Origin of the sequence: Enterobacter cloacae complex sp. P2B, assembly GCF_014895985.1 — a bacterium.
In the GTDB taxonomy this organism is placed as follows: Bacteria; Pseudomonadota; Gammaproteobacteria; order Enterobacterales; family Enterobacteriaceae; genus Enterobacter; species Enterobacter bugandensis.
The window spans coordinates 173,987-200,611 of sequence record NZ_JADBQQ010000007.1; the positions used below are offsets into that span (position 1 = coordinate 173,987).

Consider the following 26,625-nt stretch of genomic DNA (forward strand, 5'->3'; position numbering starts at 1 on the left):
AACGGCTCCTGTTTAAGTTAAGACTTGGTTTGTTCTGACTGGCCAGCGGCCGAAGCTTGTTGTTTATCGTCAGATGTCACTTCCTGTGCTTTTACCTGCGCGCCAGGACGTACTTTTTGCAAACCAGTAACAATCACGCGATCGCCATCTTTCAGACCTTCCGTCACCAGCCATTTATCGCCAATCGCCTGCGTGGCGGTGATATTGCGCGTTTCGACTTTGTTATCTGCCCCAACAACCAGTGCGCTCGCATCGCCGCGTGGCGTACGGGTCACACCCTGCTGTGGAACAAGAAGTGCGGTTGGATTCGTTCCTTCTTCCAGACGCGCGCGAACGAACATACCTGGCAGCAGATTTTTGTCAGGGTTCGGGAAAATCGCACGTAAGGTGATGGAACCGGTGGTCTGGTCGACCGTCACATCAGAGAATTCCAGAGTACCTTCCTGCGGGAACTTGATACCGTCGTTGGTAACCAGCTCCACTTTGGCTTTGCCGTTTTCCTGTTTCAGGGTGCCGTTAGCCAGCTCCTGTTTCAGGCGCAGGAAATCGTTGCTGGACTGCGTCACGTCAACGTAGATCGGATCAAGCTGCTGCACGGTAGCCAGCGCAGTGGTCTGCCCGTTCTGCACCAGCGCCCCTTCCGTCACGGCAGATTTACCAATACGACCGCTGATAGGGGAGGTCACTTTGGTATAGGCCAGGTTAATGCGTGCAGTTTCGACAGCCGCTTTGGCTGCTACCACGGCCGCGTTAGCCTGCTGGGCATCTGCCAGCGCGGTATCGTAATCCTGTTGGCTGATGTACTTCGTGCCGAGCAGTTTCTGGTAGCGGTTCAGCGTCAGCTGGGCAATTTTTGCTGCCGCTTGTGCTTTAGCCAGGTCACCTTTCGCGCTTTCATAAGAAGCCTGATAGGTCGCGGGATCAATCTGATACAGAGACTCACCGGCCTTCACATCGCCGCCTTCGGTAAAGTTACGTTTCAGGATAATGCCGCTAACCTGAGGACGCACTTCCGCAATGCGGTAAGCGTTTGTACGGCCAGGTAATTCTGTGGTGATCTGCAGAGGTTCAGATTTGAGTGTCACAACGCCGACTTCTGGCGCCTGCTGAGCTCCTTGTTGAGCCGGTTTGTCGTCACATCCTGTAAGCGCTAAGCTGCCTGAGAGCATCAGAACGACCGCCAGAGGCGTTAACCCTCTGTTTTTGTTCATATGTAAACCTCGAGTGTCCGATTTCAAATTGATCAAGGGTCCTGAGTCTAAAAACCCGTTGCTGCGTTTATATTATCGTCGTGCTATGGTACATACATTCACAAATGTATGTAAATCTGACTCCTGTAAATTCACCCACCTATGGCACGAAAAACTAAACAACAAGCGCTGGAAACCCGACAACACATTCTGGATGTGGCGATACGTTTGTTCTCTCAGCAGGGTGTTTCTTCTACCTCGCTGGCGCAAATTGCTCAGGCTGCCGGTGTGACGCGGGGAGCGATTTACTGGCATTTTAAAGACAAGTCAGATCTGTTCAGTGAAATCTGGGAGCTTTCAGAGTCCAGCATTAGCGATCTCGAGAGTGAGTATCGGGCAAAATTCCCTGACGATCCACTCTCAGTATTAAGAGAAATATTAGTATATATCCTTGAAGCAACGGTAGTTGAAGAGCGTCGCAGATTAATGATGGAAATTATCTTTCATAAATGTGAGTTCGTGGGCGAAATGGCGGTGGTGCAACAGGCGCAGCGCAGCCTCAGCCTGGAGAGCTACGATCGAATCGAACAGAACCTGAACCTGTGTATGCAGGCAAAGCTGTTACCGGCCAATTTACTCACCCGTCGGGCGGCCATCCTGATGCGCAGCTACATTTCAGGTCTGATGGAAAACTGGCTGTTTGCGCCGCAATCGTTTGATCTTAAAGCGGAAGCCCGCAGCTACGTCGCGATTTTACTGGAAATGCTACAGCTCTGCCCGACGCTGCGCAGCGACGCCCCTTCGCTCACGGCCTGAGCCCTTCCAGGATTTATCTCAGAGGCTTACGTTCTCGCTATTCTGCTTCCGACGAGCGTGATATTCTTCACGCCGGACTATTTTCGGTCATCTGCTGACATCATTCACAACTATGCTGCCCATCAATCGCTCGCAACATCCTGTATTTGCATTGCTCTTTGCTATGCTGTTTTTCTTCGCCACGGCGCCGCTGACCTGGGCCCGCGCCGACAACAGTAACGATATCCCCACGCGCGCTGATGTTCAGTCGCAGCTCGACACCCTGAACAAACAAAAAGAGCTCTCTCCTCAGGAAAAACTGACGCAGCAGGATCTGACGGAAACGCTGGAAACGCTGGATAAAATTGAACGCGTTAAGGCTGAAACTGCACAGCTTCGTCAGAAGGTGGCGCAGGCGCCGGAGAACATGCGTAAGGCCACGGAAGCGCTAAGCGCGCTAAGCGACGTCGATAACGACGATGAAACGCGCAAAACGCTCTCCACGCTCTCCTTACGCCAGCTGGAATCGCGCGTCGCGCAATTGCTCGACGATCTGCAAACCGCACAGTCCGATCTCGCTACCTATAACAGCCAGCTCGTCTCCCTGCAAACCCAGCCCGAGCGCGTGCAAAACGCGATGTACGCCGCGTCTCAGCAGCTGCAGCAGATCCGCAACCGCCTGAACGGCACGACGGTAGGGGAGGGCACGCTGCGCCCGACCCAGCAAACCCTGCTGCTGGTTCAGCAGTCGCTGCTCAATGCGCAAATTGAACAGCAGCGTAAAAGCCTGGAAGGGAATACGGTGCTGCAGGACACGCTCCAGAAGCAGCGTGATTACGTCACCGCGAACATTAATCGTCTGGAACATCAGCTTCAGTTGCTGCAGGAAGCTGTTAACAGCAAGCGCCTGACGCTGACTGAAAAAACCGCCCAGGAGGCCGTATCCCCTGACGAAACCGCCCGTATTCAGGCGAATCCTCTGGTGAAGCAGGAGCTTGAGGCTAACCACCAGCTCAGCCAGCGCCTGATAGTGGCGACGGAAAGCGGCAACTCGCTGGTTCAGCAAAATATCAAAGTGAAGAACTGGCTGGATCGCGCGCTGCAGGCGGAACGCAACATTAAAGAGCAGATCGCGGTTCTGAAGGGCAGCCTCCTGCTGTCGCGTATTCTCTACCAGCAGCAGCAGACGCTGCCGTCTGCCGACGAGCTGGAGGACATGACCAACCGCATTGCGGATTTACGTCTGGAACAGTTTGACGTCAACCAGCAGCGCGATGCTCTTTTCCAGAGTGATGCCTTCGTCGCCAAAATTGAAGAGGGGCACTCCAGTGACGTAAACCCGGAAGTGCATGACGCGCTGCTCCAGGTGGTGGATATGCGCCGTGAACTGCTGGACCAGCTCAATAAACAGCTGGGCAACCAGCTGATGATGGCAATTAACCTGCAGATCAACCAGCAGCAGCTGGTCAGCGTGTCAAAAAGCCTGCAGGAGATTTTGACGCAGCAGATTTTCTGGGTGAACAGCAACAAGCCGATGGACTGGGACTGGATTAAGTCCTTCCCGGAGACGCTGAAAACGCAGATTAAGAGCATGAAAATCACCGTGAACTGGGAGAAAGCCTGGCCTGCGGTAATGATTGCTTTCCTGGCGGGCTTACCGCTGCTGCTGATTGCCGGTCTGATCCGCTGGCGTTTGAAATGGCTGAAACAGTACCAGGCGAAGCTGGCCTCGGAAGTGGGGCAACTGCGTAACGACAGCCAGCTCCATACGCCAAAAGCGATTCTGATCGATCTCATTCGCGCGCTGCCGGTGTGCCTGATTATTCTGGCCGTGGGCCTGATCCTGCTCACGATGCAGCTTAACGTCAGCGATCTGCTCTGGGCGTTCAGTAAAAAACTGGCGCTGTTCTGGCTGGTATTTGGCGTGTGCTGGAAGGTGCTCGAAAAAGACGGCGTGGCGGTGCGTCACTTCAACATGCCGGCTCAGCTGACCAGCCACTGGCGTCGCCAGATTGTGCGCGTCAGCCTGGCGCTCCTGCCGCTGCACTTCTGGTCGGTAGTCTCCGAGCTTTCCCCGCTGCATCTGATGGATGATGTGCTGGGTCAACTGGTCATTCTGCTCAACCTGCTGCTGATTGCGATCCTGATGTGGCCGATGTGCCGCGACAGCTGGCGTGATAAAGAGTCCCACAATATCCGTCTGGCCACCGTGACGGTGCTGGCGATCATTCCGCTGGCGCTGATGGTGCTTACGGCAACGGGCTACTTCTACACCACGCTGCGCCTGTCCGGGCGCTGGATCGAGACGGTCTATCTGGTGATCGTCTGGAACCTGCTCTATCAGACCGTGCTGCGCGGCTTAAGCGTCGCGGCCCGCCGCATTGCTTACCGTCGTGCCATTGCGCGTCGTCAGCATCAGGTGAAAGAGGGGGCTGAAGGCGCGGAGCCGCAGGAAGAGCCGACCATCGCGCTGGAGCAGGTTAACCAGCAGACGCTGCGTATCACCATGCTGGTGATGATCGCGCTGTTTGCGGTGATGTTCTGGGCGATCTGGTCTGATTTAATTACCGTCTTCGCCTATCTCGACAGTATTACCCTCTGGCAGTACAACGGTACCGAAGCCGGCGCGGCGGTGATGAAAAGCGTCACCATGGGCAGCCTGCTGTTTGCGCTGGTGTCGTCGGTGGTGGCCTGGGCGCTGATTCGTAACCTGCCGGGTCTGCTGGAAGTGCTGGTGCTCTCAAGGCTGAACCTGCGCCAGGGGGCGTCTTACGCCATCACCACCATCCTGAATTACGTCATCATTATCGTCGGGGCGATGACGGTATTCGGCTCGCTGGGCGTCTCGTGGGATAAACTGCAGTGGCTGGCGGCGGCCCTCTCGGTCGGTCTTGGTTTTGGCCTGCAGGAGATCTTCGGTAACTTTGTCTCCGGCCTGATTATCCTCTTCGAACGTCCGGTGCGTATCGGCGATACCGTCACCATCGGCACGTTCTCCGGGACCGTCAGCAAGATCCGAATTCGTGCGACCACCATCACCGACTTCGATCGCAAAGAGGTGATCATCCCGAACAAAGCGTTCGTGACCGAGCGTCTGATCAACTGGTCGCTCTCTGATACGGTGACGCGCGTGGTGATCCGCCTGGGCGTAGCCTATGGATCGGATCTGGATAAGGTGAAAGAGGTGCTGCTGAAGGCGGCGTCTGAGCATCCGAAAGTGATGCACGATCCTGCCCCGGCTGTGTTCTTCACCACCTTTGGGCCGAGTACGCTGGATCACGAGCTGCGTTTATACGTGCGCGAGCTGCGCGACCGCAGCTACACGGTGGATGAGCTTAACCGCTCTATCGATCGCCTGTGCCGTGAAAACGATATTAATATCGCCTTCAACCAGCTTGAGGTTCACCTGCGTAACGAGAAAGGTGATGAGCATACGGAAGTGAAGCGCGACATTAAGGGCGACGACCCGACTCCGGCTTAATCTATTTTCCCTCTCCCACGGGGAGAGGGTTAGGGTGAGGGGGAAGTTTCCCCTCAAAATCCCGCCGCACAATCTCCAGCGCTTTAAGCACCGTCCCGGCGGGGATCTCATGATTCTCTAGCAGCATAATCAAATCGACGGCCAGCTTGACCTCATCGGGTGCATTTTCCAGTGACATAGATGTGGCTCCAGTTAACGGGTCAGGCGTTCAATCACGCGTTCAATATCATCCAGCGCCTGACGGCAGCGGACGATGCGGCCTTCCAGCGCGCTAATCTCGCGCATCAATAGCTGCTGCTCTTCCAGCGTTTCGCTGTTGTTCAGGCGGGCTTCGCGCTCGCGCTTCATCTCAAACAGACGCCGCTCAAACTCCTGGTTCTCCAGCCGCTTGCGCTGCCATTTTCCCAGCCCAGGCGAGGCGCTGTCCCACACCCGTAGCGGCCAGGCGGCGATTTCGCGGTGCAGGGCGGCGATCTGCTCGGTAAGATGCTCAGCAAGCCACACCACCTGTTCCTGCTGTTCACTCTCAACCGCGTGGCGAAGCTCATCGAGGTTGGTCTGCATCTCAGCAAGGTAATCCTGAATGACGGTGCTGCGGGTGCGGAAAAGCTGCCGGTCAAAGCGCGGTTTCAGCGTGGCGTGTCCCATCAGCGGCGTGGCCTGCGCCCGCAGAGCGATCAGCTGATTTTGCAGCTTCTCAAGAAGCAGTGCTGTTTTCAATGCGCTCTCCAGTGGTAAAGTAGCCGTTCAGTTTGATAACGATTCGCATTATGCAGCGTACTATTTTAATCATCATTGGCTGGCTCGCGGTAGTGCTGGGTACGCTGGGCATCGTATTGCCCTTGCTGCCGACCACCCCGTTTATCCTGCTGGCCGCCTGGTGCTTCGCCCGTTCGTCGCCGCGTTTTCACCACTGGCTCCTGTACCGCTCGTGGTTTGGCGGCTACCTGCGGCACTGGCAAAAACACCGGGCCATGCCGCCCGGGGCCAAGCCGCGCGCCATTGCCTTTATCCTGATCACCTTCGCCGTTTCGTTATGGCTGGTGAACATGATGTGGGTGCGTATTCTGCTGCTGGCGATCCTGGCCTGCCTGCTGATCTTCATGTGGCGGATCCCCGTGGTTGATGAAAAGCAACAAAAGCACTGAAGCCTCATCATGGCGGTTGCAATTATGGCGCGCAGCCAGTAAATTCGACCGTTTTCGAGCACAGGTGCGCTTGGTCAAAGGTTAAACAACTGTTACTTTGACCGACTCGTCGCGCGCCGTGAGTAACACTGTTTCATTTAGGCACAAACCGATGACCGCAACTGCACAGCAGCTTGAATATCTGAAAAATAGCATCAAAAGTATCCAGGACTATCCAAAGCCTGGCATTCTTTTCCGTGATGTCACCAGCTTGCTGGAAGACCCGAAAGCGTACGCGCTCAGCATTGAACTGCTGGTGGAGCGTTATAAAAACGCCGGGATCACCAAAGTAGTAGGTACCGAAGCCCGCGGCTTCCTTTTTGGCGCACCGGTTGCGCTGGCGATGGGCGTGGGTTTTGTGCCGGTGCGTAAGCCGCGCAAACTGCCGCGTGAAACCATCGCGGAGAGCTACGAGCTGGAGTACGGCACCGATCAGCTGGAAATCCACGTTGATGCGATCAAGCCTGGCGACAAAGTGCTGGTGGTTGACGATCTGCTGGCAACCGGCGGCACCATTGAAGCGACCGTCAAGCTGATCCGCCGTCTGGGTGGTGAAGTGACCGACGCGGCCTTCATCATCAACCTGTTCGATCTTGGCGGTGAACAGCGCCTGGAAAAACAGGGCATTACCAGCTACAGCCTGGTGCCTTTCCCGGGTCATTAATCCCGGTTTTCACAACCTCGCTCAATGGGTGAGGTTGTGATAGCATTCCCCTCCATAAATTCACCTTCCAGCGTTGCAGAGCCTGCCCATGAGTTATCAGGTGTTAGCCCGTAAATGGCGACCACAAACCTTTGCTGACGTTGTCGGTCAGGAACATGTGCTGACGGCCCTGGCGAACGGCTTGTCGCTAGGTCGCATCCATCATGCCTATCTTTTTTCCGGCACCCGCGGCGTCGGTAAGACTTCTATTGCCCGTCTGCTGGCGAAAGGTCTGAACTGCGAAACCGGGATCACCGCCACCCCGTGCGGCGTGTGTGACAACTGCCGCGAGATCGAGCAGGGGCGTTTTGTCGATCTGATCGAGATCGACGCCGCCTCGCGCACCAAGGTGGAAGACACCCGCGATCTGCTCGACAACGTGCAGTACGCCCCGGCGCGCGGCCGCTTCAAGGTCTACCTGATCGATGAAGTGCACATGCTGTCGCGCCACAGCTTTAACGCCCTGCTGAAAACGCTGGAAGAGCCGCCCGCGCACGTTAAATTCCTGCTGGCGACCACCGATCCGCAAAAGCTGCCGGTCACCATCCTGTCGCGCTGCCTGCAGTTCCACCTGAAGGCGCTGGACGTTGAGCAGATCCGCGCTCAGCTTGAGCACATCCTTGATGAAGAGAAGATCGTTCACGAGCCGCGCGCCCTGCAGCTGCTGGCCCGCGCGGCTGACGGCAGCCTGCGTGATGCGCTAAGCCTGACCGACCAGGCGATTGCCAGCGGTGACGGCAAGCTCTCGACCGAAGCGGTCAGCACCATGCTCGGCACGCTGGATGACGATCAGGCGCTGTCGCTCATCGAAGCGATGATTGCCGCCAACGGCGAGCGCGTGATGTCGCTGGTGAACGCGGCCGCTGCCCGCGGTATTGAGTGGGAAGCGCTGCTGGTTGAGATGCTCAGCCTGCTGCACCGCGTGGCGATGCTGCAGCTGTCTCCGTCGGCCATCGGTGCGGATATGGCCGCTATTGAACAGCGGATGCGTGAACTTGCCCGCACCGTGCCGCCTGCCGACGTGCAGCTGTATTACCAGACGCTGCTGATTGGCCGCAAAGAGTTACCGTTCGCGCCGGACCCCAGGATGGGCGTCGAAATGACGCTGCTGCGCGCGCTGGCGTTCCACCCGCGCATGCCGTTGCCGGAACCGGAAGCGCCGCGGCAGTCTTTTGCCCCGGTCGCCCCTACGGCGGTAATGTCACCGCAGCAGGTGCCTCCGCAGCCGACGCCGCCGCCACAGCAAAACGTGCCGCTGTCGGATGCCACCAGTTCGGTGCTTGCCGCACGCAGCCAGCTGCAGCGTGCGCAGGGAGTAACCAAACCAAAAAAGAGTGAACCGGCAGCGCCAGGAAGAGCGCGGCCGGTGAACAACGCCGCGCTTGAACGACTGGCCTCGGTAACGGAGCGCGTACAGTCGCGTCCGGCACCGTCCGCGCTCGAGCAGAAAGCCCCGGTGAAAGAAGAGGCTTACCGCTGGAAGGCGACCACCGTTGTTGAAACGGTCAAGGAAGTGGTCGCCACGCCGAAAGCGCTGAAAAAGGCGCTGGAGCATGAAAAAACGCCGGAGCTTTCCGCTAAGCTCGCCGAAGAGTCCATCGCGCGCGACGCCTGGGCCGCTGAGGTCAGCCAACTCCAGTTGCCGAAGCTGGTGGAGCAGGTCGCGCTGAACGCCTGGAAAGAGCAGGACGGCAATCAGGTGCGTCTGCATCTGCGTCCGGGCCAGCGGCACCTCAATTCCCCTGGCGCGCAAAAGGCGTTGGCCGAGGCGCTTGCTGCTTTACAGGGTTCACCGGTTGAATTGACTATCATTGAAGATGATAATCCGGCAGTGAAAACGCCGCTCGAGTGGCGCCAGGCCATTTATGAAGAGAAGCTCGCGCAGGCGCGCGAGGCAATTATTGCGGATAACAACATCCAGACCCTGCGCCGGTTCTTCGACGCCGATCTGGATGAAGAGAGTATTCGCCCCATTTGATCGTGAGTCTGACTTACGGTTGTAATCCTTAAACGTGAAAGAAGAGAGAAGCCTATGTTTGGTGGAAAAGGCGGTCTGGGTGGCCTGATGAAGCAGGCTCAGCAGATGCAGGAAAAAATGCAGAAGATGCAGGAAGAGATCGCTCAGCTGGAAGTCACGGGTGAATCCGGTGCCGGTCTGGTCAAGGTGACCATCAACGGTGCGCACAACTGCCGTCGCGTTGAAATCGACCCGAGCCTGCTCGAAGACGACAAAGAGATGCTGGAAGATCTGGTAGCAGCCGCGTTTAACGATGCCGCTCGCCGTATCGACGAAACCCAGAAAGAGAAAATGGCCTCTGTTTCCAGCGGTATGCAGCTGCCGCCGGGCTTTAAGATGCCATTCTGATGCAAACCAGTCCGCTGCTCACGCAGTTAATGGAAGCACTGCGCTGCCTGCCGGGCGTTGGCCCGAAGTCGGCGCAGCGCATGGCGTTTACGCTATTGCAGCGCGACCGCAGCGGCGGGATGCGCCTGGCGCAGGCTCTGACCCGCGCCATGTCAGAAATTGGTCACTGTGCGGATTGCCGGACCTTTACCGAGCAGGACGTGTGTAACATCTGTACGAACCCGCGTCGTCAGGAGAACGGCCAGATTTGCGTGGTGGAGAGTCCGGCGGACATCTACGCCATCGAACAAACCGGGCAGTTTTCCGGCCGCTATTTCGTGCTGATGGGGCATCTCTCCCCGCTGGACGGCATTGGCCCGGACGATATCGGTCTTGACCGCCTTGAACAGCGTCTTGAATCCGAAATGATCAAAGAGGTGATCCTCGCCACCAACCCCACGGTGGAAGGGGAGGCAACCGCCAACTACATCGCCGAGCTGTGCGCGCAGTACGGCGTTGACGCCAGCCGCATCGCCCACGGCGTGCCGGTCGGCGGCGAGCTGGAAATGGTCGACGGCACCACGCTGTCGCACTCTCTGGCCGGACGTCACAAGATTATTTTCTGACCAAACGGAGGCCGCGCGCGCGGCCTCCGCTTGAAAATTTCCCCCCGTATCCCCATCTCTCACTCAACGTTTTAAAACCCCATTAAATGGCATTGTTGAGGTCGACATAGATGAAAGGACAAGAAACCCGTGGTTTCCAGTCAGAAGTAAAACAGCTTCTGCACCTGATGATCCATTCCCTGTATTCCAACAAAGAAATTTTCCTGCGTGAGCTGATTTCCAACGCCTCCGATGCGGCGGACAAGCTGCGCTTCCGCGCGCTGTCTAACCCGGATCTGTACGAAGGCGACGGCGAGCTGCGCGTGCGCGTCTCTTTCAACAAAGAGAACCGCACCCTGACGATTGCCGATAACGGCATCGGGATGAACCGCGACGAGGTCATCGACCACCTCGGGACCATCGCGAAATCCGGCACCAAAGCGTTCCTGGAGTCCATGGGCTCTGACCAGGCGAAAGACAGCCAGCTGATTGGCCAGTTCGGCGTAGGCTTCTACTCGGCGTTCATCGTGGCGGACAAAGTCACCGTGCGCACCCGCGCGGCGGGCGACAGCGCCGAGAACGGCGTGCTGTGGGAATCCAAAGGGGAAGGCGAATACACCGTTGATGACATCACCAAAGCGGATCGCGGCACCGAAATCACCCTCCACCTGCGCGAAGGCGAAGATGATTTCCTGAACGACTGGCGCGTACGCTCCATCATCAGCAAATATTCCGACCACATCGCGCTGCCGGTAGAGATTGAAAAACAGGAAGAGAAAGACGGTGAAACCGTTGTTTCCTGGGAGAAAATCAACAAGGCGCAGGCGCTGTGGACGCGTAACAAGGCTGAAATCAAAGACGACGAGTACAACGAGTTTTATAAGCACATCGCCCACGACTTTACCGACCCGCTGACCTGGAGCCACAACCGCGTGGAAGGGAAGCAGGAGTACACCAGCCTGCTGTACATTCCGGCACAGGCACCGTGGGACATGTGGAACCGCGATCACAAGCACGGCCTGAAGCTGTACGTGCAGCGCGTCTTCATCATGGACGACGCCGAGCAGTTCATGCCGAACTACCTGCGCTTTGTTCGTGGCCTGATAGACTCCAACGATCTGCCGCTGAACGTCTCCCGTGAAATCCTCCAGGACAGCACCGTTACCCGTAATCTGCGTAACGCTCTGACCAAACGTGCGTTGCAGATGCTGGAAAAACTGGCGAAAGACGACGCGGAAAAATACCAGACCTTCTGGAAACAGTTCGGCCTGGTGCTGAAAGAAGGCCCGGCTGAAGACATGGCGAACGTTGAAACTATCGCCAAACTGCTGCGCTTCGCCTCTACGCATACCGACTCCTCCGCCCAGACCGTGTCGCTGGAAGAGTACGTCTCCCGCATGAAGGAAGGGCAGGAGAAGATCTACTACATCACCGCCGACAGCTATGCGGCAGCGAAGAGCAGCCCGCATCTGGAGCTGCTGCGTAAGAAAGGCATCGAAGTGCTGCTGCTTTCTGACCGCATCGACGAGTGGATGATGAACTACCTGACCGAGTTCGACGGTAAGGCGTTCCAGTCCGTTGCCAAAGCCGACGAGTCCATCGACAAGCTGGCGGATGAAGTGGACGAAAGCGCGAAAGAAGCCGAGAAGGCGCTGGAGCCGTTCGTTGAGCGTGTCAAAACCCTGCTGGGCGACCGCGTGAAAGAGGTGCGCTTTACGCACCGTCTGACCGATACTCCGGCTATTGTCACCACCGATGCGGACGAAATGAGCACCCAGATGGCGAAGCTGTTCGCCGCGGCGGGCCAGGCCGTGCCGGAAGTGAAATATATCTTTGAGCTTAATCCGGATCATCCGCTGGTGAAACGCGCGGCGGATACCCAGGACGAAGCTCGCTTTGCCGAGTGGGTTGAACTCCTGCTGGATCAGTCCCTGCTGGCCGAGCGCGGCACCCTGGAAGATCCTAACCTGTTCATTAAACGTGTGAATGCGCTGCTGCTGGCGTAACTGACCATGTCTCCCTGGTCTTCTCCCTCTCCCCGTGGGTGAGGGCCGGGGTGAGGGCACCAGACCGCACTCTCCCAAATTATCTCCCCCCATTAACCGTTTCAGCCTTCCCGCCTTCCTTGAGCCACGCCCGTTCTGGTGGTATTGTTTAGCGCTTTTGAAAAATTGAAACGACATTTGAGGGGATTTTCGCAATGCGTATTATTCTGCTTGGCGCTCCGGGCGCGGGTAAAGGAACTCAGGCTCAGTTCATCATGGAGAAATACGGTATTCCGCAAATCTCCACCGGTGACATGCTGCGCGCCGCTGTAAAATCTGGCTCCGAGCTGGGTAAACAAGCGAAAGACATCATGGACGCAGGCAAGCTGGTAACCGACGAGCTGGTTATCGCGCTGGTTAAAGAGCGCATTGCGCAGGAAGACTGCCGTAACGGTTTCCTGCTGGACGGCTTCCCGCGCACCATTCCTCAGGCTGACGCCATGAAAGAAGCGGGCATCAACGTGGACTACGTTCTGGAGTTCGACGTACCGGACGAGCTGATCGTTGACCGTATCGTTGGCCGTCGCGTACACGCTGCCTCTGGCCGCGTTTACCACATCAAATTCAACCCGCCTAAGGTTGAAGGCAAAGACGACGTGACCGGCGAAGAGCTGACCACCCGTAAAGACGATCAGGAAGAGACCGTGCGTAAACGCCTGGTGGAATACCATCAGATGACCGCGCCGCTGATTGGCTACTACACCAAAGAAGCGCAGGCGGGTAACACCAAATACGCCAAAGTTGACGGCACCAAAGCCGTGGCTGACGTACGTGCAGAGCTGGAAAAAATCCTCGGCTAATCGCGCGCCTCTCACCCGGGCTCCCGGGTGAGAAATATTCTCATCTTACCTATTACAGCAATGGGTTTCGTTTAAACGCATTTCCGCTACAATTGACAACCTATCAAATGGTTAAGAGGCGTGAATGAGTCAGGCGAAAACCGGCATCCTGCTTGCCAATCTGGGCACCCCAGAAGCACCCACTCCAGCGGCGGTAAAACGCTACCTGCGACAATTTTTAAGCGACACGCGCGTCGTGGATTTTCCGAGACTGCTGTGGTGGCCGCTGCTGCGTGGCGTCATTCTGCCGATTCGCTCTCCGCGCGTCGCCAAACTTTATCAGTCCGTCTGGATGGAAGAGGGCTCGCCGCTGATGGTGTACAGCCGTCGTCAGGAAAAAGCGCTGGCCGCCCGTCTGCCGGATATGCCCGTCGCACTCGGCATGAGCTACGGTAAACCTTCGCTGGAAAGCGCCGTCGATGCGCTGCTGGCACAGGGCGTGGATCATATCGTCGTGCTGGCCTTGTATCCGCAGTACTCCTGCTCGACGGTGGCCGCCGTCTGGGACGAGCTTGCCCGCATTCTGGCAACCCGCCGCCGCATTCCGGGCGTGACCTTTATTCGCGATTATGCGGATAACGATCTCTACATTAAGGCGCTTGCCAACAGCGCCCGAGCATCGTTTGAAAAGCACGGCGAACCGGATCTGCTGCTGCTCTCCTATCACGGTATTCCGCAGCGTTTCGCCAATGAAGGGGATGATTACCCCCAGCGCTGCCGCGATACCACCCGCGAGCTGGTCTCCGCCCTTGGCCTGCCGCCGGAGAAGGTGATGATGACCTTCCAGTCGCGCTTTGGCCGCGAGCCGTGGCTGACGCCGTACACCGATGAAACCCTCAAAATGCTCGGCGAGAAGGGCGTGAAGCACATTCAGGTGATGTCGCCGGGCTTCTCGGCGGACTGCCTTGAAACGCTGGAGGAGATCGCGGTGCAAAACCGGGAATTTTTCCTTGAGGCCGGCGGCGAAAAGTATGAGTACATTCCGGCGCTTAACGACTCACCTGAGCATATCGACATGATGGTCTCGCTGGTGACGAACAGCCGCTGATCGCACTCCGGGCCGGGTTTGTGCTACCATTCCCGGCCCATATTCTTCGTACAGTTCAGACCATGAAATTTCCCGGTAAACGCAAATCCAAACACTACTTTCCCGTCGATGCCCGCGATCCGCTCCTGCAGCAAATCCAGCCTGAAAATGAAACCAGCGCGGCCTGGGTTGTCGGTATCGACCAGACGCTGGTGGACATTGAAGCGAAAGTGGATGATGAGTTTGTCGCCCGTTACGGTCTGAGCGCCGGTCACTCGCTGGTGATTGAGGACGACGTTGCCGAAGCGCTGTATCAGGAGCTGGTGCGCGAAAATCTGATTACCCATCAGTTCGCTGGCGGTACCATCGGCAACACCATGCACAATTACTCGGTGCTGGCAGATGACCGCTCGGTGCTGCTCGGCGTGATGTGCAGCAATATCGAAATCGGTGGCTACGCCTACCGCTACCTGTGCAACACCTCCAGCCGCACCGATCTTAACTATCTCCAGGGCGTAGACGGGCCGATTGGCCGCTGCTTTACGCTGATCGGCGAATCCGGCGAGCGTACCTTTGCCATCAGCCCGGGCCACATGAACAAGCTGCGCGCGGAAAGCATTCCCGAAGAGGTGATCGCGGGCGCGTCTGCGCTGGTACTGACCTCCTACCTGGTGCGCTGCAAGCCGGGCGAGCCTATGCCGGAAGCGACCATGAAGGCGATTGAGTACGCGAAAAAGTACGATGTGCCGGTAGTGTTAACCCTGGGCACCAAATTCGTGATTGCCGATAACCCGGAGTGGTGGCAGACCTTCCTGAAAGAGCACGTCTCCATTCTGGCGATGAACGAAGAAGAGGCCGAGGCGCTGACCGGTGAAAGCGATCCGCTACTGGCGTCCGACAAAGCGCTGGACTGGGTGGATCTGGTGCTCTGCACCGCGGGTCCGGTTGGGCTGTATATGGCGGGGTTCACGGAAGAAGAGAGCAAGCGCAAAACCCAGCACCCGCTGCTGCCGGGGGCGATTGCGGAGTTCAACCAGTACGAGTTCAGCCGCGGCATGCGCCACAAAGACTGCGTGAATCCGCTGCGTATCTACTCCCACATTGCGCCGTATATGGGCGGGCCGGAGAAGATCATGAACACTAACGGCGCGGGCGACGGCGCGCTTGCCGCGCTGCTGCATGACATTACCGCGAACGCCTATCACAAAACTAACGTGCCGAACTCCAGCAAGCACAAGTTCAGCTGGCTGACCTATTCGTCGCTGGCGCAGGTGTGCAAGTACGCCAACCGCGTGAGCTATCAGGTGCTGAACCAGCATTCACCGCGCTTAACGCGCGGTCTGCCGGAACGAGAAGATAGCCTCGAAGAGGCGTACTGGGACAGGTAAAAGCAAAACGGCAACCTGTGGTTGCCGTTTTTAGTATTTGTTCCCTCTCCCTGGGGAGAGGGCCAGGGTGAGGGCATCAGGCCGCAGCAAACTTACCCCGTCACCGCCTCTTCAACTGGCGGCTTCGTCAGCAGCGTCAGCATGGTATTCGCAATCTCACGCTCGCCCATCACCACCTGATTCGCGCCGCGCTCGGTAATGTACTCCACCTCGTCGTCATAGTGCGCTCGGGCAATGATCTCAATACCGGGGCACTTCTCACGCGCGGAGGCCACAATCTCACCCGCTTCATAACCGTTTGGAATGGTCAGCAGCAGCCAGCGGGCGCAGTCCAGATGTGCCAGCTCCATGATCTCTTCGTTTGCCGCATTGCCCAGCACCGCACGAATCCCGCGCTCGCGAAGCTCATCCACGCGGGTGCGTGACGTCTCAATCACCACCAGCGGGATCCCCTGAGCCATCAGCTTCTCGCCGAGCAGGCTACCCACGCGGCCAAAGCCCACCAGCAGGGCGTGATTACAAATATCCACCGGGATCTGCTTCTCTTCTTCCGTTGCCTCTTCCAGCGTCTGCTCTTCGAGGGTTTCGGTCTTCTCGAGGTATTTTTCCAGCAGGGCAAACAATACCGGGTTTAGCATGATGGAGAGGATTGCCCCTGCCAGCACCAGATTTTGCCCCGCCTGTGGCAGCAGGTTCAATGCCATGCCCAGACCGGCCAGAATAAAGGCGAACTCACCGATCTGCGCCAGGCTGGCGGCAATGGTCAGCGCCGTGCGCGGGGAGTGGCCGAACATTCGCACCAGGAAGAAAGCCGCGAGCGACTTACCAAAAATAATGATCGCCAGCGTGCCCAGCACGGCCAGCGGCTGCTGGATCAGCACCAGCGGGTCGAACAGCATCCCGACGGAGACGAAGAACAGCACGGCAAACGCATCGCGCAGCGGCAGCGTGTCGTGCGCCGCACGGTGGCTCAGCTCGGATTCGTTCAGCACCATCCCGGCGAAGAACGCCCCCAGGGCAAAGGAGACATCAAACAGCTCAACGGCACCGAAGGCGATGCCCAGCGCCAGCGCCAGCACGGAGAGGGTAAACAGCTCGCGGGAGCCGGTTGCCGCGCTGCGGGACATGATCCACGGCACCAGACGGCGACCCACCAGCATCATGATGGCGATAAACGCCACCACTTTACCGATGGTGATGCTCATATCCAGCGCCAGCGAGGCGAAGCCGACGTTGTCTTTTTCCATCATCCCGGCGACGGCGGGCAGCAGTACCAGCGTCAGGACCATGACCAGATCTTCTACAATCAGCCAGCCAATCGCGATTTGCCCGCGCTGGCTGTCTATCAGCTGCCTCTCTTCAAGCGCGCGCAGCAGCACCACGGTACTGGCGGTGGAGAGGCACAGCCCAAAGACGATGCCGGTCATCAGCGACCAGCCCAGCACTGCCGAAAGCGCCATGCCCAGCAGCGTCGCCACCCCTATCTGGGCGATCGCTCCGGGTATGGCGATCGACTTTACCGCCATCAGGTCCTTCAGCGAAAAATGCAGACCGACGCCAAACATCAGCAGAATCACGCCCAATTCCGCCAGTTCAGGAGCCAGTTTGGTATCCGCAACAAAACCTGGCGTAAACGGTCCCGCCAGCACACCTGCCAGCAGATAGCCGACAAGAGGAGAAATACGCAGCTTATTGGCAATCATGCCAAGGATAAAAGCGAGCACAAGTCCACCAACAATGGTGGTAATAAGCGGTGTGGCGTGGTGCATTCCGTCTCCTTTCGTGGTGAGTGTTCCATTTTTGGCGTGAATACCAAAAAGCCAGGTAATAGTTTATGACAATTTTTACCCTTATGTTTATGAATAATTGTTGAAGTTTGAATAAAACAGCAATATGCGCGTAAAAAAGCGCATTTTGATAAATTACGCAAGAGGAGAAAGAAGAAACCCTTATGGCATCAGGCTGTCAGGCAGCCAAAGTCAAACTTTGGCTGCCCGTAATTTACGCTTTGTGGCGGTTATCAGGCAGGAATATGGTCAACATCCCAAGAAGTGGCAGGAAAGCGCAGATTTTATAAACCAGGAAGATGCTGGTGTGATCCGCAACCATCCCTAATACCGCTGCACCCAGCCCGCCCATGCCGAAGGCGAAACCGAAAAACAGTCCGGAAACCATACCGATACGACCAGGCAGCAGCTCCTGGGCATAGACCAGAATGGCGGAAAACGCGGAGGCGAGGATAAAACCAATAATCACGGTCAAAATCCCCGTCCATTCAAGGCTGGCGTACGGCAAAATGAGGGTAAAGGGCGCCACGCCGAGGATAGAGCCCCAAATGACATATTTACGGCCAATTTTATCCCCCACCGGCCCGCCAATGACCGTTCCTGCGGCCACCGCGAAGAGGAAAGCAAACAGGTGAAACTGCGCGTTTTGTACCGATAATCCGAATTTTTGCATCAGATAAAAGGTGTAATAGCTGCTGATGCTCGCCATATAGAAGTATTTCGAGAAAATCAGCACCAGCAGCACGGAGACCGCAAGAATGACCTTATTACGAGGCAGGGGATTGATAACCTTCGCTTTAGGTTTCCCTTTGTTCACGCGATGCTGGGCGGCGTACCAGCGGCTGATCTGTGCCAGCACGACAATGGCGAGCAGGGCGGCCAGCACAAACCAGGCCACATTGCCTTTGCCATACGGGGCGATAATCACCGCCGCCAGCAGCGGGCCGAGGGAGCTACCGAAGTTGCCCCCTACCTGGAAGAGTGACTGCGCCAGCCCGTGACGGCCACCGGAGGCCATACGCGCCACGCGTGAGGACTCCGGATGGAAGACGGACGAGCCGGTCCCCACCAGCGCGGCGGCGAGCAGAACCGCTTCAAAACTGCCTGCCATAGCCAGCAGCACCAGCCCGCTTAAGGTAAAGCACATGCCTATCGGCAGCGACCACGGCATCGGGTATTTATCCGTCCAGTAACCCACCACCGGCTGCAGCAGCGACGAGGCCAGCTGGAAGGTCAGGGTGATCATCCCGATCTGTACGAAGGTTAACGAAAATTCGGACTGCAGCAGCGGGTAGATCGCCAGAATTAACGACTGGATCATGTCGTTGAGCAGGTGCGAGAGGCTGATTGCGCCTAAAACTTTAAAAGAGGTGCGCGACGCCGGCGCGCCCGGAGCGGGCTGGGTTGATTCACTGATTGCCATAAATACCACGTCAATTTGTTATTAGAGATGCAGGGAGTAATTATTATCCGACTAACATACTCGTCCGTGACATTTGAAGAAAGTCGCAATTCTGAAAACTTATTTGTCTATTCTTGTTAGTCACTGTAATTTTTGCCTTTGTCTATTGGTCAGGGAGAGAGAAGATGAAGTTAATGAAGCGGGGCGTCGCGCTGGCGCTTATTGCCGCATGGGGCCTGGCAAGCCTGCCCGCGCAGGCGTATGAAAAAGATAAAACCTATAAAATCACCATTCTGCATACCAACGATCATCACGGTCATTTCTGGCGCAGTGAATACGGCGAGTATGGTCTGTCGGCGCAAAAAACACTGGTGGACGGCATTCGCAAAGAGGTGGCGGCCCAGGGCGGCAGCGTGCTGTTGCTCTCAGGCGGGGATATTAATACCGGCGTGCCGGAATCGGATTTACAGGATGCTGAACCCGATTTCCGCGGCATGAATTTAATCGGTTACGACGCGATGGCCGTTGGCAACCACGAGTTTGACAATCCGCTGAGCGTGCTGCGCCAGCAGGAGAAATGGTCCAAATTCCCGTTCCTCTCCGCCAATATTTACCAGAAAAGCACCGGCGAACTTCTGTTTAAACCGTGGGCGCTGTTTAAGCGTCAGGATCTCAAAATCGCGGTCATCGGCTTAACCACCGACGATACGGCAAAAATCGGTAACCCTGAGTTCTTCACCGATATCGAATTCCGCAAACCGGCAGACGAAGCGAAGCTGGTGATTCAGGAGCTGCAGCAGAACGAAAAGCCGGACGTGATTATCGCCACTACCCACATGGGACACTACGATAACGGCGAGCACGGCTCCAATGCGCCCGGCGACGTGGAGATGGCGCGCAGCCTGCCAGCGGGCTCGCTGGCGATGATTGTGGGCGGTCACTCGCAGGATCCGGTGTGCATGGCGTCGGAGAACAAAAAGCAGGTGGACTACGTGCCGGGCACGCCGTGTGCGCCAGATCGTCAGAACGGGATCTGGATTGTGCAGGCCCACGAGTGGGGTAAATACGTGGGTCGGGCGGACTTTGAGTTTCGTAACGGTGAGATGAAGCTGGTGCGCTATCAGCTTATCCCGGTGAACCTGAAGAAGAAAGTCACCTACCCGGACGGGAAAAGCGAGCGCGTACTTTACACGCCAGAGATTGCTGAAAACCAGCAGATGCTCTCCCTGCTGACGCCGTTCCAGAACAAAGGCAAGGCGCAGCTGGACGTGAAAATCGGCACGCTGAACGGTCGTCTGGAAGGGGACCGCAGTAAAGTCCGCTTCGTGCAGACCAACATGGGCCATCTGGTGCTGGCGGCGCAGATGGCGCGCACGAATGCGGACTTCGGCGTGATGAGCGGCGGCGGCATTCGTGACTCCATCGAAGGCGGAAACATCACCTATAAAGACGTGCTGAAGGTGCAGCCGTTCGGCAACGTGGTGGTGTATGCGGATATGAGCGGGAAAGAGGTCGTTGACTACCTGACCGCCGTGGCGCAGATGAAGCCGGACTCGGGTGCCTATCCGCAGTTTGCCAACGTCAGCTTTGTGGCGAAGGACGGCAAGCTCAACGATCTCAAAATCAAAGGCGAGCCGGTAGACCCTGCGAAAACCTACCGTCTGGCGACGTTAAGCTTTAACGCCACCGGCGGCGACGGCTATCCGCACATCGATAATAAACCGGGCTACGTAAACACCGGTTTTATTGATGCGGAAGTGTTGAAGCAGTACATCGAGCAGAACTCGCCGATTGACGTGAATGCCTATGAGCCGAAAGGTGAGGTGAGCTGGCAGTAGTGCGGTTGTGTTGCCGGATGGCGACTTCGCCTTACCGGGCCTACATTCGAATCGTAGGCCCGGTGAGGCGCAGCGCCACCGGGCAATTTTCTCAATCCCGGCGCGCAATATCCGCAAACTTCGCGTCCAGCATTTTCGCCAGATCGCCCGCGGCCAGTTCAATATCCAGCCCGCGTTTACCGCCCGAAACATAGATCGTCTCAAATTCCTGCGAAGGCGCATCGATCAGCGTCGGCAGGCGCTTTTTCTGTCCGAGCGGGCTGATCCCGCCCACCAGATAGCCCGTGGTGCGTTGCGCAACCATCGGGTCCGCCATATCCACTTTTTTCGCCCCCAGCGCTTTCGCTACCTTTTTGAGATCGAGCTGTCCGGCAACGGGCGTTACCGCCACGGCGAGGTGCTTCATATCGCCATTCACTGCGACCAGCAGCGTTTTATAGACCTGGTCAGCGTTCAGCCCCAGCTTGCGCACCACTTCATCACCAAAGTTGGTTTCGTTCGGATCATGATCGTAGGTATGGATCCGGAAAGAAATATTGTTTTTTTCGAGTAATTTAACGGCGGGAGTCATAGCTATCCTTCTTACGTCAGACAATTCATGCAGCCAGCATACGCCTGACGTTTGTCTAAAAAATAGCACCATCTTGCGCAATAGTGTTGGCAGTGATGGTCACTTTGAGCGACAATCGGCTCAGCCGAAGGTCACTTCGGTATAATAAAAACGATGAAATTCCTCTTTGACGGGCCAATAGAGATATTGGCCATTTTTTTATTTCAACAGCGACGGCAAATTCCCTTCGCCGTATAAATGCAGCGCCCCGACCGCGACCACGTACTCCCCCGCAGGTAAAGCATGCAGCGTCTCTCGCCAGGCTTTGTTGCGCGCATTCATCAGCACATCATAAAGCGATTCACTGAACGTCGACGGTAGCGCCAGCTTACCGTCCGCGGGCGGCGCATCCAGCCACCAGCCAATCATGGTTTGCAGCAGACGCGCGTTGGTGTGCCAGTGGGTCAGGGTATCATCCAGCAGCATCAGACCGTCGTCAGGAAGCTGGCGCAGGAGCGCAATCTGGCTGTCCGTCCCTTCCAGCTCGATGATGGGCATACGGCGCGCCCGCGCCACGTTCAGCAGCTGGTAATCAATGCCGTAGTCACCGCGCAGGCCCAGACGCTGCGCCTGCGTGGCCTGCAGCACCATCGCAATTTGCCACAGCGGCAGGTTGTCAATCATGGAGAGCGACACGCCGGTTTCTGCCGCCACGCGCCTCAGCTCCGCGAGCTGGTCGTCGTTCAGGCGCTCCGCCAGCGGGAGATCGCTTTCAAGCCCGGCAAACGGCGACTCGTGGCCGGAAATGTCCGCCTCGACGACCAGCGCGTCGGCGCGCTTCAGGCGTTTTATCAGACCGGATGGCAGAGGAGACATTCCCTGCGTGCCCATATGGATGCTGCCGACCAGGTGCAGGTGTTGCCCGCCGGGAAGCGAGATATCCAGGCCGGGCCAGGCATAGCGGCGGGGAAAGAGGGCGCGAAACGATGCTTTTATACGATTAAACAGACTCATACGCGCTCCATGACCGGAAAGGGTCATGCTAGCGCGTACGAGAACAAGGTTCAATCCTTCGGTTTAAACCGCAGCAGACGGTTGGCGTTGCTCACCACGGTAATGGAAGAAAGTGCCATCGCCGCACCCGCAACCACCGGATTCAGCAGGGTGCCGGTCAGCGGCCACAAAATGCCGGCAGCAACCGGAATACCGAGCGAGTTATAGACGAACGCCCCCAGCAGGTTCTGCTTCATGTTGCGCAACGTGGCTTTCGAAATGGCCAGGGCGTCGGCAACGCCCATCAGGCTGTGGCGCATCAGCGTGATGGCCGCGGTTTCGATGGCGACATCGCTCCCGCCACCCATGGCTATCCCTACGTCCGCCTGGGCCAGCGCCGGGGCGTCGTTGATGCCGTCGCCCACCATCGCCACCTGGCGACCCTGACTTTGCAGGTTCTTGATGGCGTCCGCTTTGCCGTCCGGCAGCACGCCCGCAATCACCTCATCAATACCGGCCTCTTTCGCGATGGCGTTGGCGGTGGTCGGGTTATCCCCGGTCAGCATCACCAGGCGATAGCCCGCGCGGTGCAGGCGCTGTAAGGCATCCACGCTGTCCTGGCGAAGCGGATCGCGCACGGCCAGCAGCGCGGCGGCTTTGCCATCCACCGCCAGCAGAACCGGGGTGGTGCCCCGAGACGCCTGTGCTTTCAGCTCTTCTTCCAGCGCGGACGTATCAACACCGTTTTCATTCAGCAATGCCTGGTTACCCAGCAACAGCGCGTGGCCGTCGGCTTCACCGCTGACGCCAAGCCCGCGTAGAGTACGGAAATTGCTGACCTGCGGCAGGGCAGAAGCATTCGCCTTATCGAGAATGGCGCGGGCCAGCGGGTGGCTGGAGCCCTGCTCCAGCGCGGCGGCAAGGCGCAGCGCGTCCTCTTGCGCAATGCCAGCGGTGCTCACGGCCACTACCTGCGGTTTGCCCTCGGTCAGCGTGCCGGTTTTATCAAAGACAATCGTATCCAGGGTGCTCGCCCGCTGCAGGGCATCCGCATCACGGACCAGAACGCCAAACTCGGCGGCACGGCCCACGCCGGAGATAATTGACATCGGCGTCGCCAGACCAAGAGCGCACGGACAGGCGATGATCAACACCGTGGTGGCGATGACCAGGGTGTAGACAATCTGCGGTGCCGGGCCGAAGACATACCAGATCGCCGCGCTCAGCAGAGCAATGCCGACCACTACCGGCACAAAAATGGCCGAGATTTTGTCAGCAAGCTGGCCAATCTCCGGCTTGCTGCTCTGGGCCTGGCGGACCATGCGGATAATACGCGACAGCGTGGTGTGGCTACCGACGGCACTGGCGCGGAACAGCACGCTGCCGTCCTGCACTACCGTACCGGCATGAACCGCATCGCCCTGTGATTTTTGCTGGGGGATGGGCTCCCCGGTCAACATCGCTTCATCCAGCCAGGCGTCGCCCTGGGTGATTTCACCGTCGACGGGCACCCGGTCGCCGGTGGTCAGGCGCAGCGTCATGCCCGGCTGTACCTCCGCCAGCGGGACGCTTTTTTCCCCATCGTCCGTGACCACGCGGGCCGTCGGCGGGGTTAAATCGAGCAAGCGTTCCAGCGCTTTCGAGGAGCGCTGACGGGCGCGCGCTTCCAGCATGTGGCCCAGGTTAATCAGGCCGATAATCATGGCGCTGGCTTCATAATAGAGATGGCGGGCTTCCATCGGGAACCACTGGGGCCAGACGTTCACGCTCATGGAGTAAAGCCACGCCGCGCCGGTACCGAGCGCAACCAGCGTATCCATCGTCGCCGTGCGGTTTTTCAGGCTCTTCCAGGCGCTGGTATAAAAATGCCCACCTGCAAAGACCATGACCGCAAGGGTAATTAAACCAATCACCAGCCACAGCGTGCGGTTGTCTGCGGTGACCATCATGTTGTCACCCATCATGCCCCACACCATCACCGGAATACCGACCAGCAGGGCGACGATCGCCTGCCAGCGGAAGCGCTTCATGGTGGCAATAGCCGTTTCCTGCTGGCGCTCGCGGCGCTCGGCATCATCTTCGATGGCCTCCGCCCCGTAGCCCGCTTTTTCCACGGCCTGCACTAAATCTGCGGCGGAGGCACTGCCCATCACCAGCGCAGTACGCTCCGCAAGGTTGACCCGTGCCTGTGCGACGCCCGGTACCGCCTGCAGGGCGTTCTGCACGCGGGAGACGCAGCTGGCGCAGCTCATGCCGTTGATCAGCAGCTGTTGGCTGTCATCAATATCATCTGCTGCCGGAAGCTCAGGAGTGGCCGCTGTCAGCGCTTCCGACGGGGATGATGACTCTGCCAGCGGGTTAGCCTTTGGGTGGCTTAACTCCGCCCCATAACCGGCCTGTTTAATGGTATCAATCAGCGCGTCCGCGCTGGCGCTGCCGGTCACGGCGGCATGGTCGATGGTCACTTCAGCGCTTTCAACGTCAGGACGCTGTTCCAGGCTTTCTTTAACGCGTTTGACGCAGTGGCCGCAGGAGAGGCCGTCCAGCGTCAGGTCGATAGTGTGAGACATAACAAAACTCCCGTATAATATATTGGTCAGTTGTTGACCGGAGTAACGCTTTTCGCTAACTGTTATGAAGGTTAAACCTTCCATCAAGGGGAAGGTCAAGGGGGAAATGTGAATATCAGTGACGTGGCAAAAAAAACCGGCTTAACCAGCAAGGCGATCCGCTTTTATGAAGAGAAGGGGCTGGTAACGCCACCGCTGCGCAGTGAAAACGGCTACCGCAGCTACACGCAGCTGCATCTCGATGAACTGACGCTGCTGCGCCAGGCAAGACAGGTGGGGTTTAACCTGGAAGAGTGCGGCGAGCTGGTTAACCTGTTTAACGATCCGAAGCGCCACAGCGCGGACGTGAAAAAACGCACGCTGGAAAAAGTGGCGGAGATCGAGCGCCACATTATCGAGCTACAGGCGATGCGCGAACAGCTGCTGCAGCTGGCGGAATCCTGTCCGGGTGATGACAGCGCCGACTGCCCGATTATTGATAATCTTGCCGGCTGCTGCCATCGCAAAACCCACGTCTAGCAGGCTTTTACCCGCAGCGTAATCCCTTCCACCGCAATGACCTCAACCTGCGTTCCGGCACTGAGGTCGTCGTCGGCCACCACCGGCCACGAGCTGTCGCCCACGCGCATGTGCCCGCGCCCGTTCACCAGCGCGGCGTCGAGCGTAAAGCGCTTGCCGACAATTTGCTGTCCGCGCTGGTTAAGATGCGCGTCCAGCGGTTTCTGCTCTTTGACCTGACGGTTAAGCCAGCGCCACCACAGCCAGGCGGCAACCAGCGTCAACACGGCAAACAGCGCGCCCTGCCACGCCCAGCCCAGAGGAAGGATCCAGACCAGCAGGCCCGTAATGACTGCGGCAACACCGCTCCAGAGCAGGTAGCCGTTGCCGCCAAGCATCTCCGCCGCCAGCAATAAGCCACCGAGGCTTAGCCAGAAGGCATGAGGATGTGCAACGATGAGCTCAATCATTTTTTACGCTCGTTTCCGCTGTCTTTGATCAGTTCGGCGATCCCCGCGATAGAGCCCATCAGGCTGCTGGCGTCCAGGGGCATCATCACCACTTTGCTGTTGTTCGCGGAGCCGATCTCTTTCAGCGCATCGGTATATTTTTGCGCCACGAAGTAGTTCACGGCCTGGATATCTCCGGCGGCAATCGCCTCGGAGACCATCTGTGTCGCACGGGCTTCCGCTTCTGCGGAACGTTCACGCGCTTCCGCCTGTAAGAACGCGGACTGACGGTCGCCTTCGGCTTTCAGGATCTGCGACTGTTTTTCCCCTTCCGCTTTGAGGATCTCCGCCTGACGGACCCCTTCGGCTTCCAGAATATAGGCACGCTTGGTACGCTCGGCCTTCATCTGCGCGTTCATGGAGGCGATCAGCTCTGCCGGTGGGCGCACGTCGCGGATCTCAATACGGGTGACTTTGATCCCCCACGGGTTCGTTGCCTCGTCAACAATGTGCAGCAGGCGGGTATTGATGCTGTCGCGCTGGGAGAGCATTTCGTCCAGCTCCATCGAGCCGAGCACGGTACGGATGTTGGTCATCGTCAGGTTGACGATCGCCAGCTCCAGGTTGCTCACCTCATAGGCCGCTTTCGGCGCATCAATCACCTGAATAAAGCAGACGGCATCAATGGTAACGTTGGCGTTATCTTTGGAGATCACTTCCTGAGAGGGGATATCCAGCACCTGCTCCATCATGTTGATCTTGCGGCCGATCCGGTCCATGAACGGAACAATCAGGCTCAGGCCGGGCTGCAGCGTGTTGGTATAGCGGCCGAAGCGCTCGACGGTCCACTGGTAACCCTGAGGGACAATTTTGACACCTGCGCCCACGATAACCAGCGCGACGAATATAAGGACGGGAACAACGATGAGCATAA

At 57.7% G+C, this 26,625-nt stretch carries 23 protein-coding genes and 1 other annotated feature; of the genes, 13 read left to right on the forward strand and 10 right to left on the reverse strand.

Annotated features, from left to right (window positions below):
* Positions 1-17: 17 nt before the first annotated feature.
* The gene (gene acrA, locus IM313_RS07180) at positions 18-1,211 is read right to left on the reverse strand and encodes a multidrug efflux RND transporter periplasmic adaptor subunit AcrA (protein ID WP_028012190.1); all 1,194 of its coding nucleotides are present in this window, start codon (positions 1,209-1,211) and stop codon (positions 18-20) included.
* A gap of 141 nt (positions 1,212-1,352) precedes the next feature.
* Here acrA and acrR point away from each other — a divergent pair, with 141 nt between their 5' ends.
* On the forward strand, positions 1,353-2,006 hold the full coding sequence (acrR, locus tag IM313_RS07185) for a multidrug efflux transporter transcriptional repressor AcrR (protein WP_048999075.1): 654 nt from the start codon (positions 1,353-1,355) through the stop codon (positions 2,004-2,006).
* A gap of 112 nt (positions 2,007-2,118) precedes the next feature.
* A complete protein-coding gene (mscK, locus tag IM313_RS07190; protein WP_028012192.1) occupies positions 2,119-5,466 on the forward strand; it encodes a mechanosensitive channel MscK in 3,348 nt (1,115 codons plus the stop codon).
* A 1-nt stretch (position 5,467) separates the two neighbouring features.
* Here the strand turns inward: mscK and rsmS are convergent, their stop codons facing one another.
* A complete protein-coding gene (gene rsmS, locus IM313_RS07195) occupies positions 5,468-5,644 on the reverse strand; it encodes a pleiotropic regulatory protein RsmS (RefSeq protein WP_032644839.1) in 177 nt (58 codons plus the stop codon).
* Between the two features lie 14 nt (positions 5,645-5,658).
* Positions 5,659-6,186: a primosomal replication protein N'' gene (gene priC, locus IM313_RS07200; protein ID WP_028012193.1), complete on the reverse strand. Its 528-nt coding sequence runs from the start codon at positions 6,184-6,186 to the stop codon at positions 5,659-5,661.
* Between the two features lie 50 nt (positions 6,187-6,236).
* On the opposite strand from priC, the gene IM313_RS07205 reads away from it, so the two are divergent.
* From IM313_RS07205 to IM313_RS07245, 9 genes are all read left to right on the forward strand, one after another.
* The gene (locus IM313_RS07205; protein ID WP_063942743.1) at positions 6,237-6,614 is read left to right on the forward strand and encodes a DUF454 family protein; all 378 of its coding nucleotides are present in this window, start codon (positions 6,237-6,239) and stop codon (positions 6,612-6,614) included.
* A gap of 151 nt (positions 6,615-6,765) precedes the next feature.
* A complete protein-coding gene (gene apt / locus IM313_RS07210) occupies positions 6,766-7,317 on the forward strand; it encodes an adenine phosphoribosyltransferase (RefSeq protein WP_000127359.1) in 552 nt (183 codons plus the stop codon).
* Positions 7,318-7,405: 88 nt separating this feature from the next.
* The gene (gene dnaX, locus IM313_RS07215; protein WP_047367624.1) at positions 7,406-9,334 is read left to right on the forward strand and encodes a DNA polymerase III subunit gamma/tau; all 1,929 of its coding nucleotides are present in this window, start codon (positions 7,406-7,408) and stop codon (positions 9,332-9,334) included.
* Positions 8,664-8,728: a sequence feature (DnaX frameshifting element), on the forward strand. It overlaps the preceding gene by 65 nt.
* A 54-nt stretch (positions 9,335-9,388) precedes the next feature.
* The gene (locus tag IM313_RS07220; protein ID WP_003858972.1) at positions 9,389-9,721 is read left to right on the forward strand and encodes a YbaB/EbfC family nucleoid-associated protein; all 333 of its coding nucleotides are present in this window, start codon (positions 9,389-9,391) and stop codon (positions 9,719-9,721) included.
* Positions 9,721-10,326: a recombination mediator RecR gene (gene recR / locus IM313_RS07225; protein ID WP_048999083.1), complete on the forward strand. Its 606-nt coding sequence runs from the start codon at positions 9,721-9,723 to the stop codon at positions 10,324-10,326. Before IM313_RS07220 ends, recR begins: the two co-directional genes overlap by 1 nt.
* 110 nt (positions 10,327-10,436) lie before the next feature.
* Complete coding sequence (htpG, locus tag IM313_RS07230; RefSeq protein ID WP_045259919.1) at positions 10,437-12,311, forward strand: molecular chaperone HtpG; 1,875 nt, start codon at positions 10,437-10,439, stop codon at positions 12,309-12,311.
* Positions 12,312-12,505: 194 nt separating this feature from the next.
* A complete protein-coding gene (gene adk / locus IM313_RS07235; RefSeq protein WP_006809841.1) occupies positions 12,506-13,150 on the forward strand; it encodes an adenylate kinase in 645 nt (214 codons plus the stop codon).
* 124 nt (positions 13,151-13,274) lie between these two features.
* Positions 13,275-14,237 carry a ferrochelatase gene (hemH, locus tag IM313_RS07240; RefSeq protein ID WP_045260695.1) on the forward strand — a complete coding sequence of 321 codons (963 nt, stop codon included), beginning with the start codon at positions 13,275-13,277 and terminating at the stop codon, positions 14,235-14,237.
* 62 nt (positions 14,238-14,299) lie between these two features.
* Positions 14,300-15,604 carry an inosine/guanosine kinase gene (locus tag IM313_RS07245; RefSeq protein ID WP_045260696.1) on the forward strand — a complete coding sequence of 435 codons (1,305 nt, stop codon included), beginning with the start codon at positions 14,300-14,302 and terminating at the stop codon, positions 15,602-15,604.
* Positions 15,605-15,696: 92 nt separating this feature from the next.
* Here IM313_RS07245 and ybaL read toward each other — a convergent pair whose 3' ends face one another.
* Together ybaL and IM313_RS07255 are read right to left on the reverse strand one after the other, a co-directional pair.
* Complete coding sequence (gene ybaL / locus IM313_RS07250; RefSeq protein ID WP_045260697.1) at positions 15,697-17,373, reverse strand: YbaL family putative K(+) efflux transporter; 1,677 nt, start codon at positions 17,371-17,373, stop codon at positions 15,697-15,699.
* 232 nt (positions 17,374-17,605) lie between these two features.
* Positions 17,606-18,814: an MFS transporter gene (locus IM313_RS07255; protein WP_028012201.1), complete on the reverse strand. Its 1,209-nt coding sequence runs from the start codon at positions 18,812-18,814 to the stop codon at positions 17,606-17,608.
* A 164-nt stretch (positions 18,815-18,978) separates the two neighbouring features.
* On the opposite strand from IM313_RS07255, the gene ushA reads away from it, so the two are divergent.
* Complete coding sequence (ushA, locus tag IM313_RS07260) at positions 18,979-20,631, forward strand: bifunctional UDP-sugar hydrolase/5'-nucleotidase UshA (protein ID WP_192971465.1); 1,653 nt, start codon at positions 18,979-18,981, stop codon at positions 20,629-20,631.
* 91 nt (positions 20,632-20,722) lie between these two features.
* On the opposite strand, the gene ybaK is transcribed toward ushA, so the two are convergent.
* From ybaK to copA, 3 genes are all read right to left on the reverse strand, one after another.
* Positions 20,723-21,202 carry a Cys-tRNA(Pro)/Cys-tRNA(Cys) deacylase YbaK gene (ybaK, locus tag IM313_RS07265; RefSeq protein ID WP_192971464.1) on the reverse strand — a complete coding sequence of 160 codons (480 nt, stop codon included), beginning with the start codon at positions 21,200-21,202 and terminating at the stop codon, positions 20,723-20,725.
* A gap of 198 nt (positions 21,203-21,400) precedes the next feature.
* A complete protein-coding gene (locus IM313_RS07270; RefSeq protein WP_049000966.1) occupies positions 21,401-22,195 on the reverse strand; it encodes a TraB/GumN family protein in 795 nt (264 codons plus the stop codon).
* Between the two features lie 50 nt (positions 22,196-22,245).
* A complete protein-coding gene (copA, locus tag IM313_RS07275; protein ID WP_192971463.1) occupies positions 22,246-24,744 on the reverse strand; it encodes a copper-exporting P-type ATPase CopA in 2,499 nt (832 codons plus the stop codon).
* Between the two features lie 108 nt (positions 24,745-24,852).
* On the opposite strand from copA, the gene cueR reads away from it, so the two are divergent.
* Entirely contained in the window at positions 24,853-25,263 is a 411-nt protein-coding gene (gene cueR, locus IM313_RS07280) for a Cu(I)-responsive transcriptional regulator (protein ID WP_028012206.1), read from the forward strand.
* Here the strand turns inward: cueR and IM313_RS07285 are convergent.
* Positions 25,260-25,712, reverse strand: coding sequence for an NfeD family protein (locus IM313_RS07285; protein WP_028012207.1), 453 nt, complete (start codon positions 25,710-25,712; stop codon positions 25,260-25,262). The genes cueR and IM313_RS07285 overlap by 4 nt on opposite strands.
* On the reverse strand, positions 25,709-26,623 hold the full coding sequence (locus tag IM313_RS07290; protein ID WP_008499312.1) for an SPFH domain-containing protein: 915 nt from the start codon (positions 26,621-26,623) through the stop codon (positions 25,709-25,711). The genes IM313_RS07285 and IM313_RS07290 overlap by 4 nt, the downstream gene beginning before the upstream one ends.
* Positions 26,624-26,625: the final 2 nt, after the last annotated feature.

Coding starts and splice junctions, on each gene's coding strand:
- copA (WP_192971463.1), bottom strand. CDS start 24,744: ATGTCTCACACTATCGACCTGACGCTGGACGGCCTCTCCTGCGGCCAC.
- IM313_RS07285 (WP_028012207.1), bottom strand. CDS start 25,712: ATGATTGAGCTCATCGTTGCACATCCTCATGCCTTCTGGCTAAGCCTC.
- recR (WP_048999083.1), top strand. CDS start 9,721: ATGCAAACCAGTCCGCTGCTCACGCAGTTAATGGAAGCACTGCGCTGC.
- IM313_RS07290 (WP_008499312.1), bottom strand. CDS start 26,623: ATGCTCATCGTTGTTCCCGTCCTTATATTCGTCGCGCTGGTTATCGTG.
- ushA (WP_192971465.1), top strand. CDS start 18,979: ATGAAGTTAATGAAGCGGGGCGTCGCGCTGGCGCTTATTGCCGCATGG.
- IM313_RS07270 (WP_049000966.1), bottom strand. CDS start 22,195: ATGAGTCTGTTTAATCGTATAAAAGCATCGTTTCGCGCCCTCTTTCCC.
- hemH (WP_045260695.1), top strand. CDS start 13,275: ATGAGTCAGGCGAAAACCGGCATCCTGCTTGCCAATCTGGGCACCCCA.
- ybaK (WP_192971464.1), bottom strand. CDS start 21,202: ATGACTCCCGCCGTTAAATTACTCGAAAAAAACAATATTTCTTTCCGG.
- adk (WP_006809841.1), top strand. CDS start 12,506: ATGCGTATTATTCTGCTTGGCGCTCCGGGCGCGGGTAAAGGAACTCAG.
- acrR (WP_048999075.1), top strand. CDS start 1,353: ATGGCACGAAAAACTAAACAACAAGCGCTGGAAACCCGACAACACATT.
- htpG (WP_045259919.1), top strand. CDS start 10,437: ATGAAAGGACAAGAAACCCGTGGTTTCCAGTCAGAAGTAAAACAGCTT.
- acrA (WP_028012190.1), bottom strand. CDS start 1,211: ATGAACAAAAACAGAGGGTTAACGCCTCTGGCGGTCGTTCTGATGCTC.
- dnaX (WP_047367624.1), top strand. CDS start 7,406: ATGAGTTATCAGGTGTTAGCCCGTAAATGGCGACCACAAACCTTTGCT.
- IM313_RS07220 (WP_003858972.1), top strand. CDS start 9,389: ATGTTTGGTGGAAAAGGCGGTCTGGGTGGCCTGATGAAGCAGGCTCAG.
- IM313_RS07245 (WP_045260696.1), top strand. CDS start 14,300: ATGAAATTTCCCGGTAAACGCAAATCCAAACACTACTTTCCCGTCGAT.
- mscK (WP_028012192.1), top strand. CDS start 2,119: ATGCTGCCCATCAATCGCTCGCAACATCCTGTATTTGCATTGCTCTTT.
- rsmS (WP_032644839.1), bottom strand. CDS start 5,644: ATGTCACTGGAAAATGCACCCGATGAGGTCAAGCTGGCCGTCGATTTG.
- apt (WP_000127359.1), top strand. CDS start 6,766: ATGACCGCAACTGCACAGCAGCTTGAATATCTGAAAAATAGCATCAAA.
- ybaL (WP_045260697.1), bottom strand. CDS start 17,373: ATGCACCACGCCACACCGCTTATTACCACCATTGTTGGTGGACTTGTG.
- IM313_RS07255 (WP_028012201.1), bottom strand. CDS start 18,814: ATGGCAATCAGTGAATCAACCCAGCCCGCTCCGGGCGCGCCGGCGTCG.
- IM313_RS07205 (WP_063942743.1), top strand. CDS start 6,237: ATGCAGCGTACTATTTTAATCATCATTGGCTGGCTCGCGGTAGTGCTG.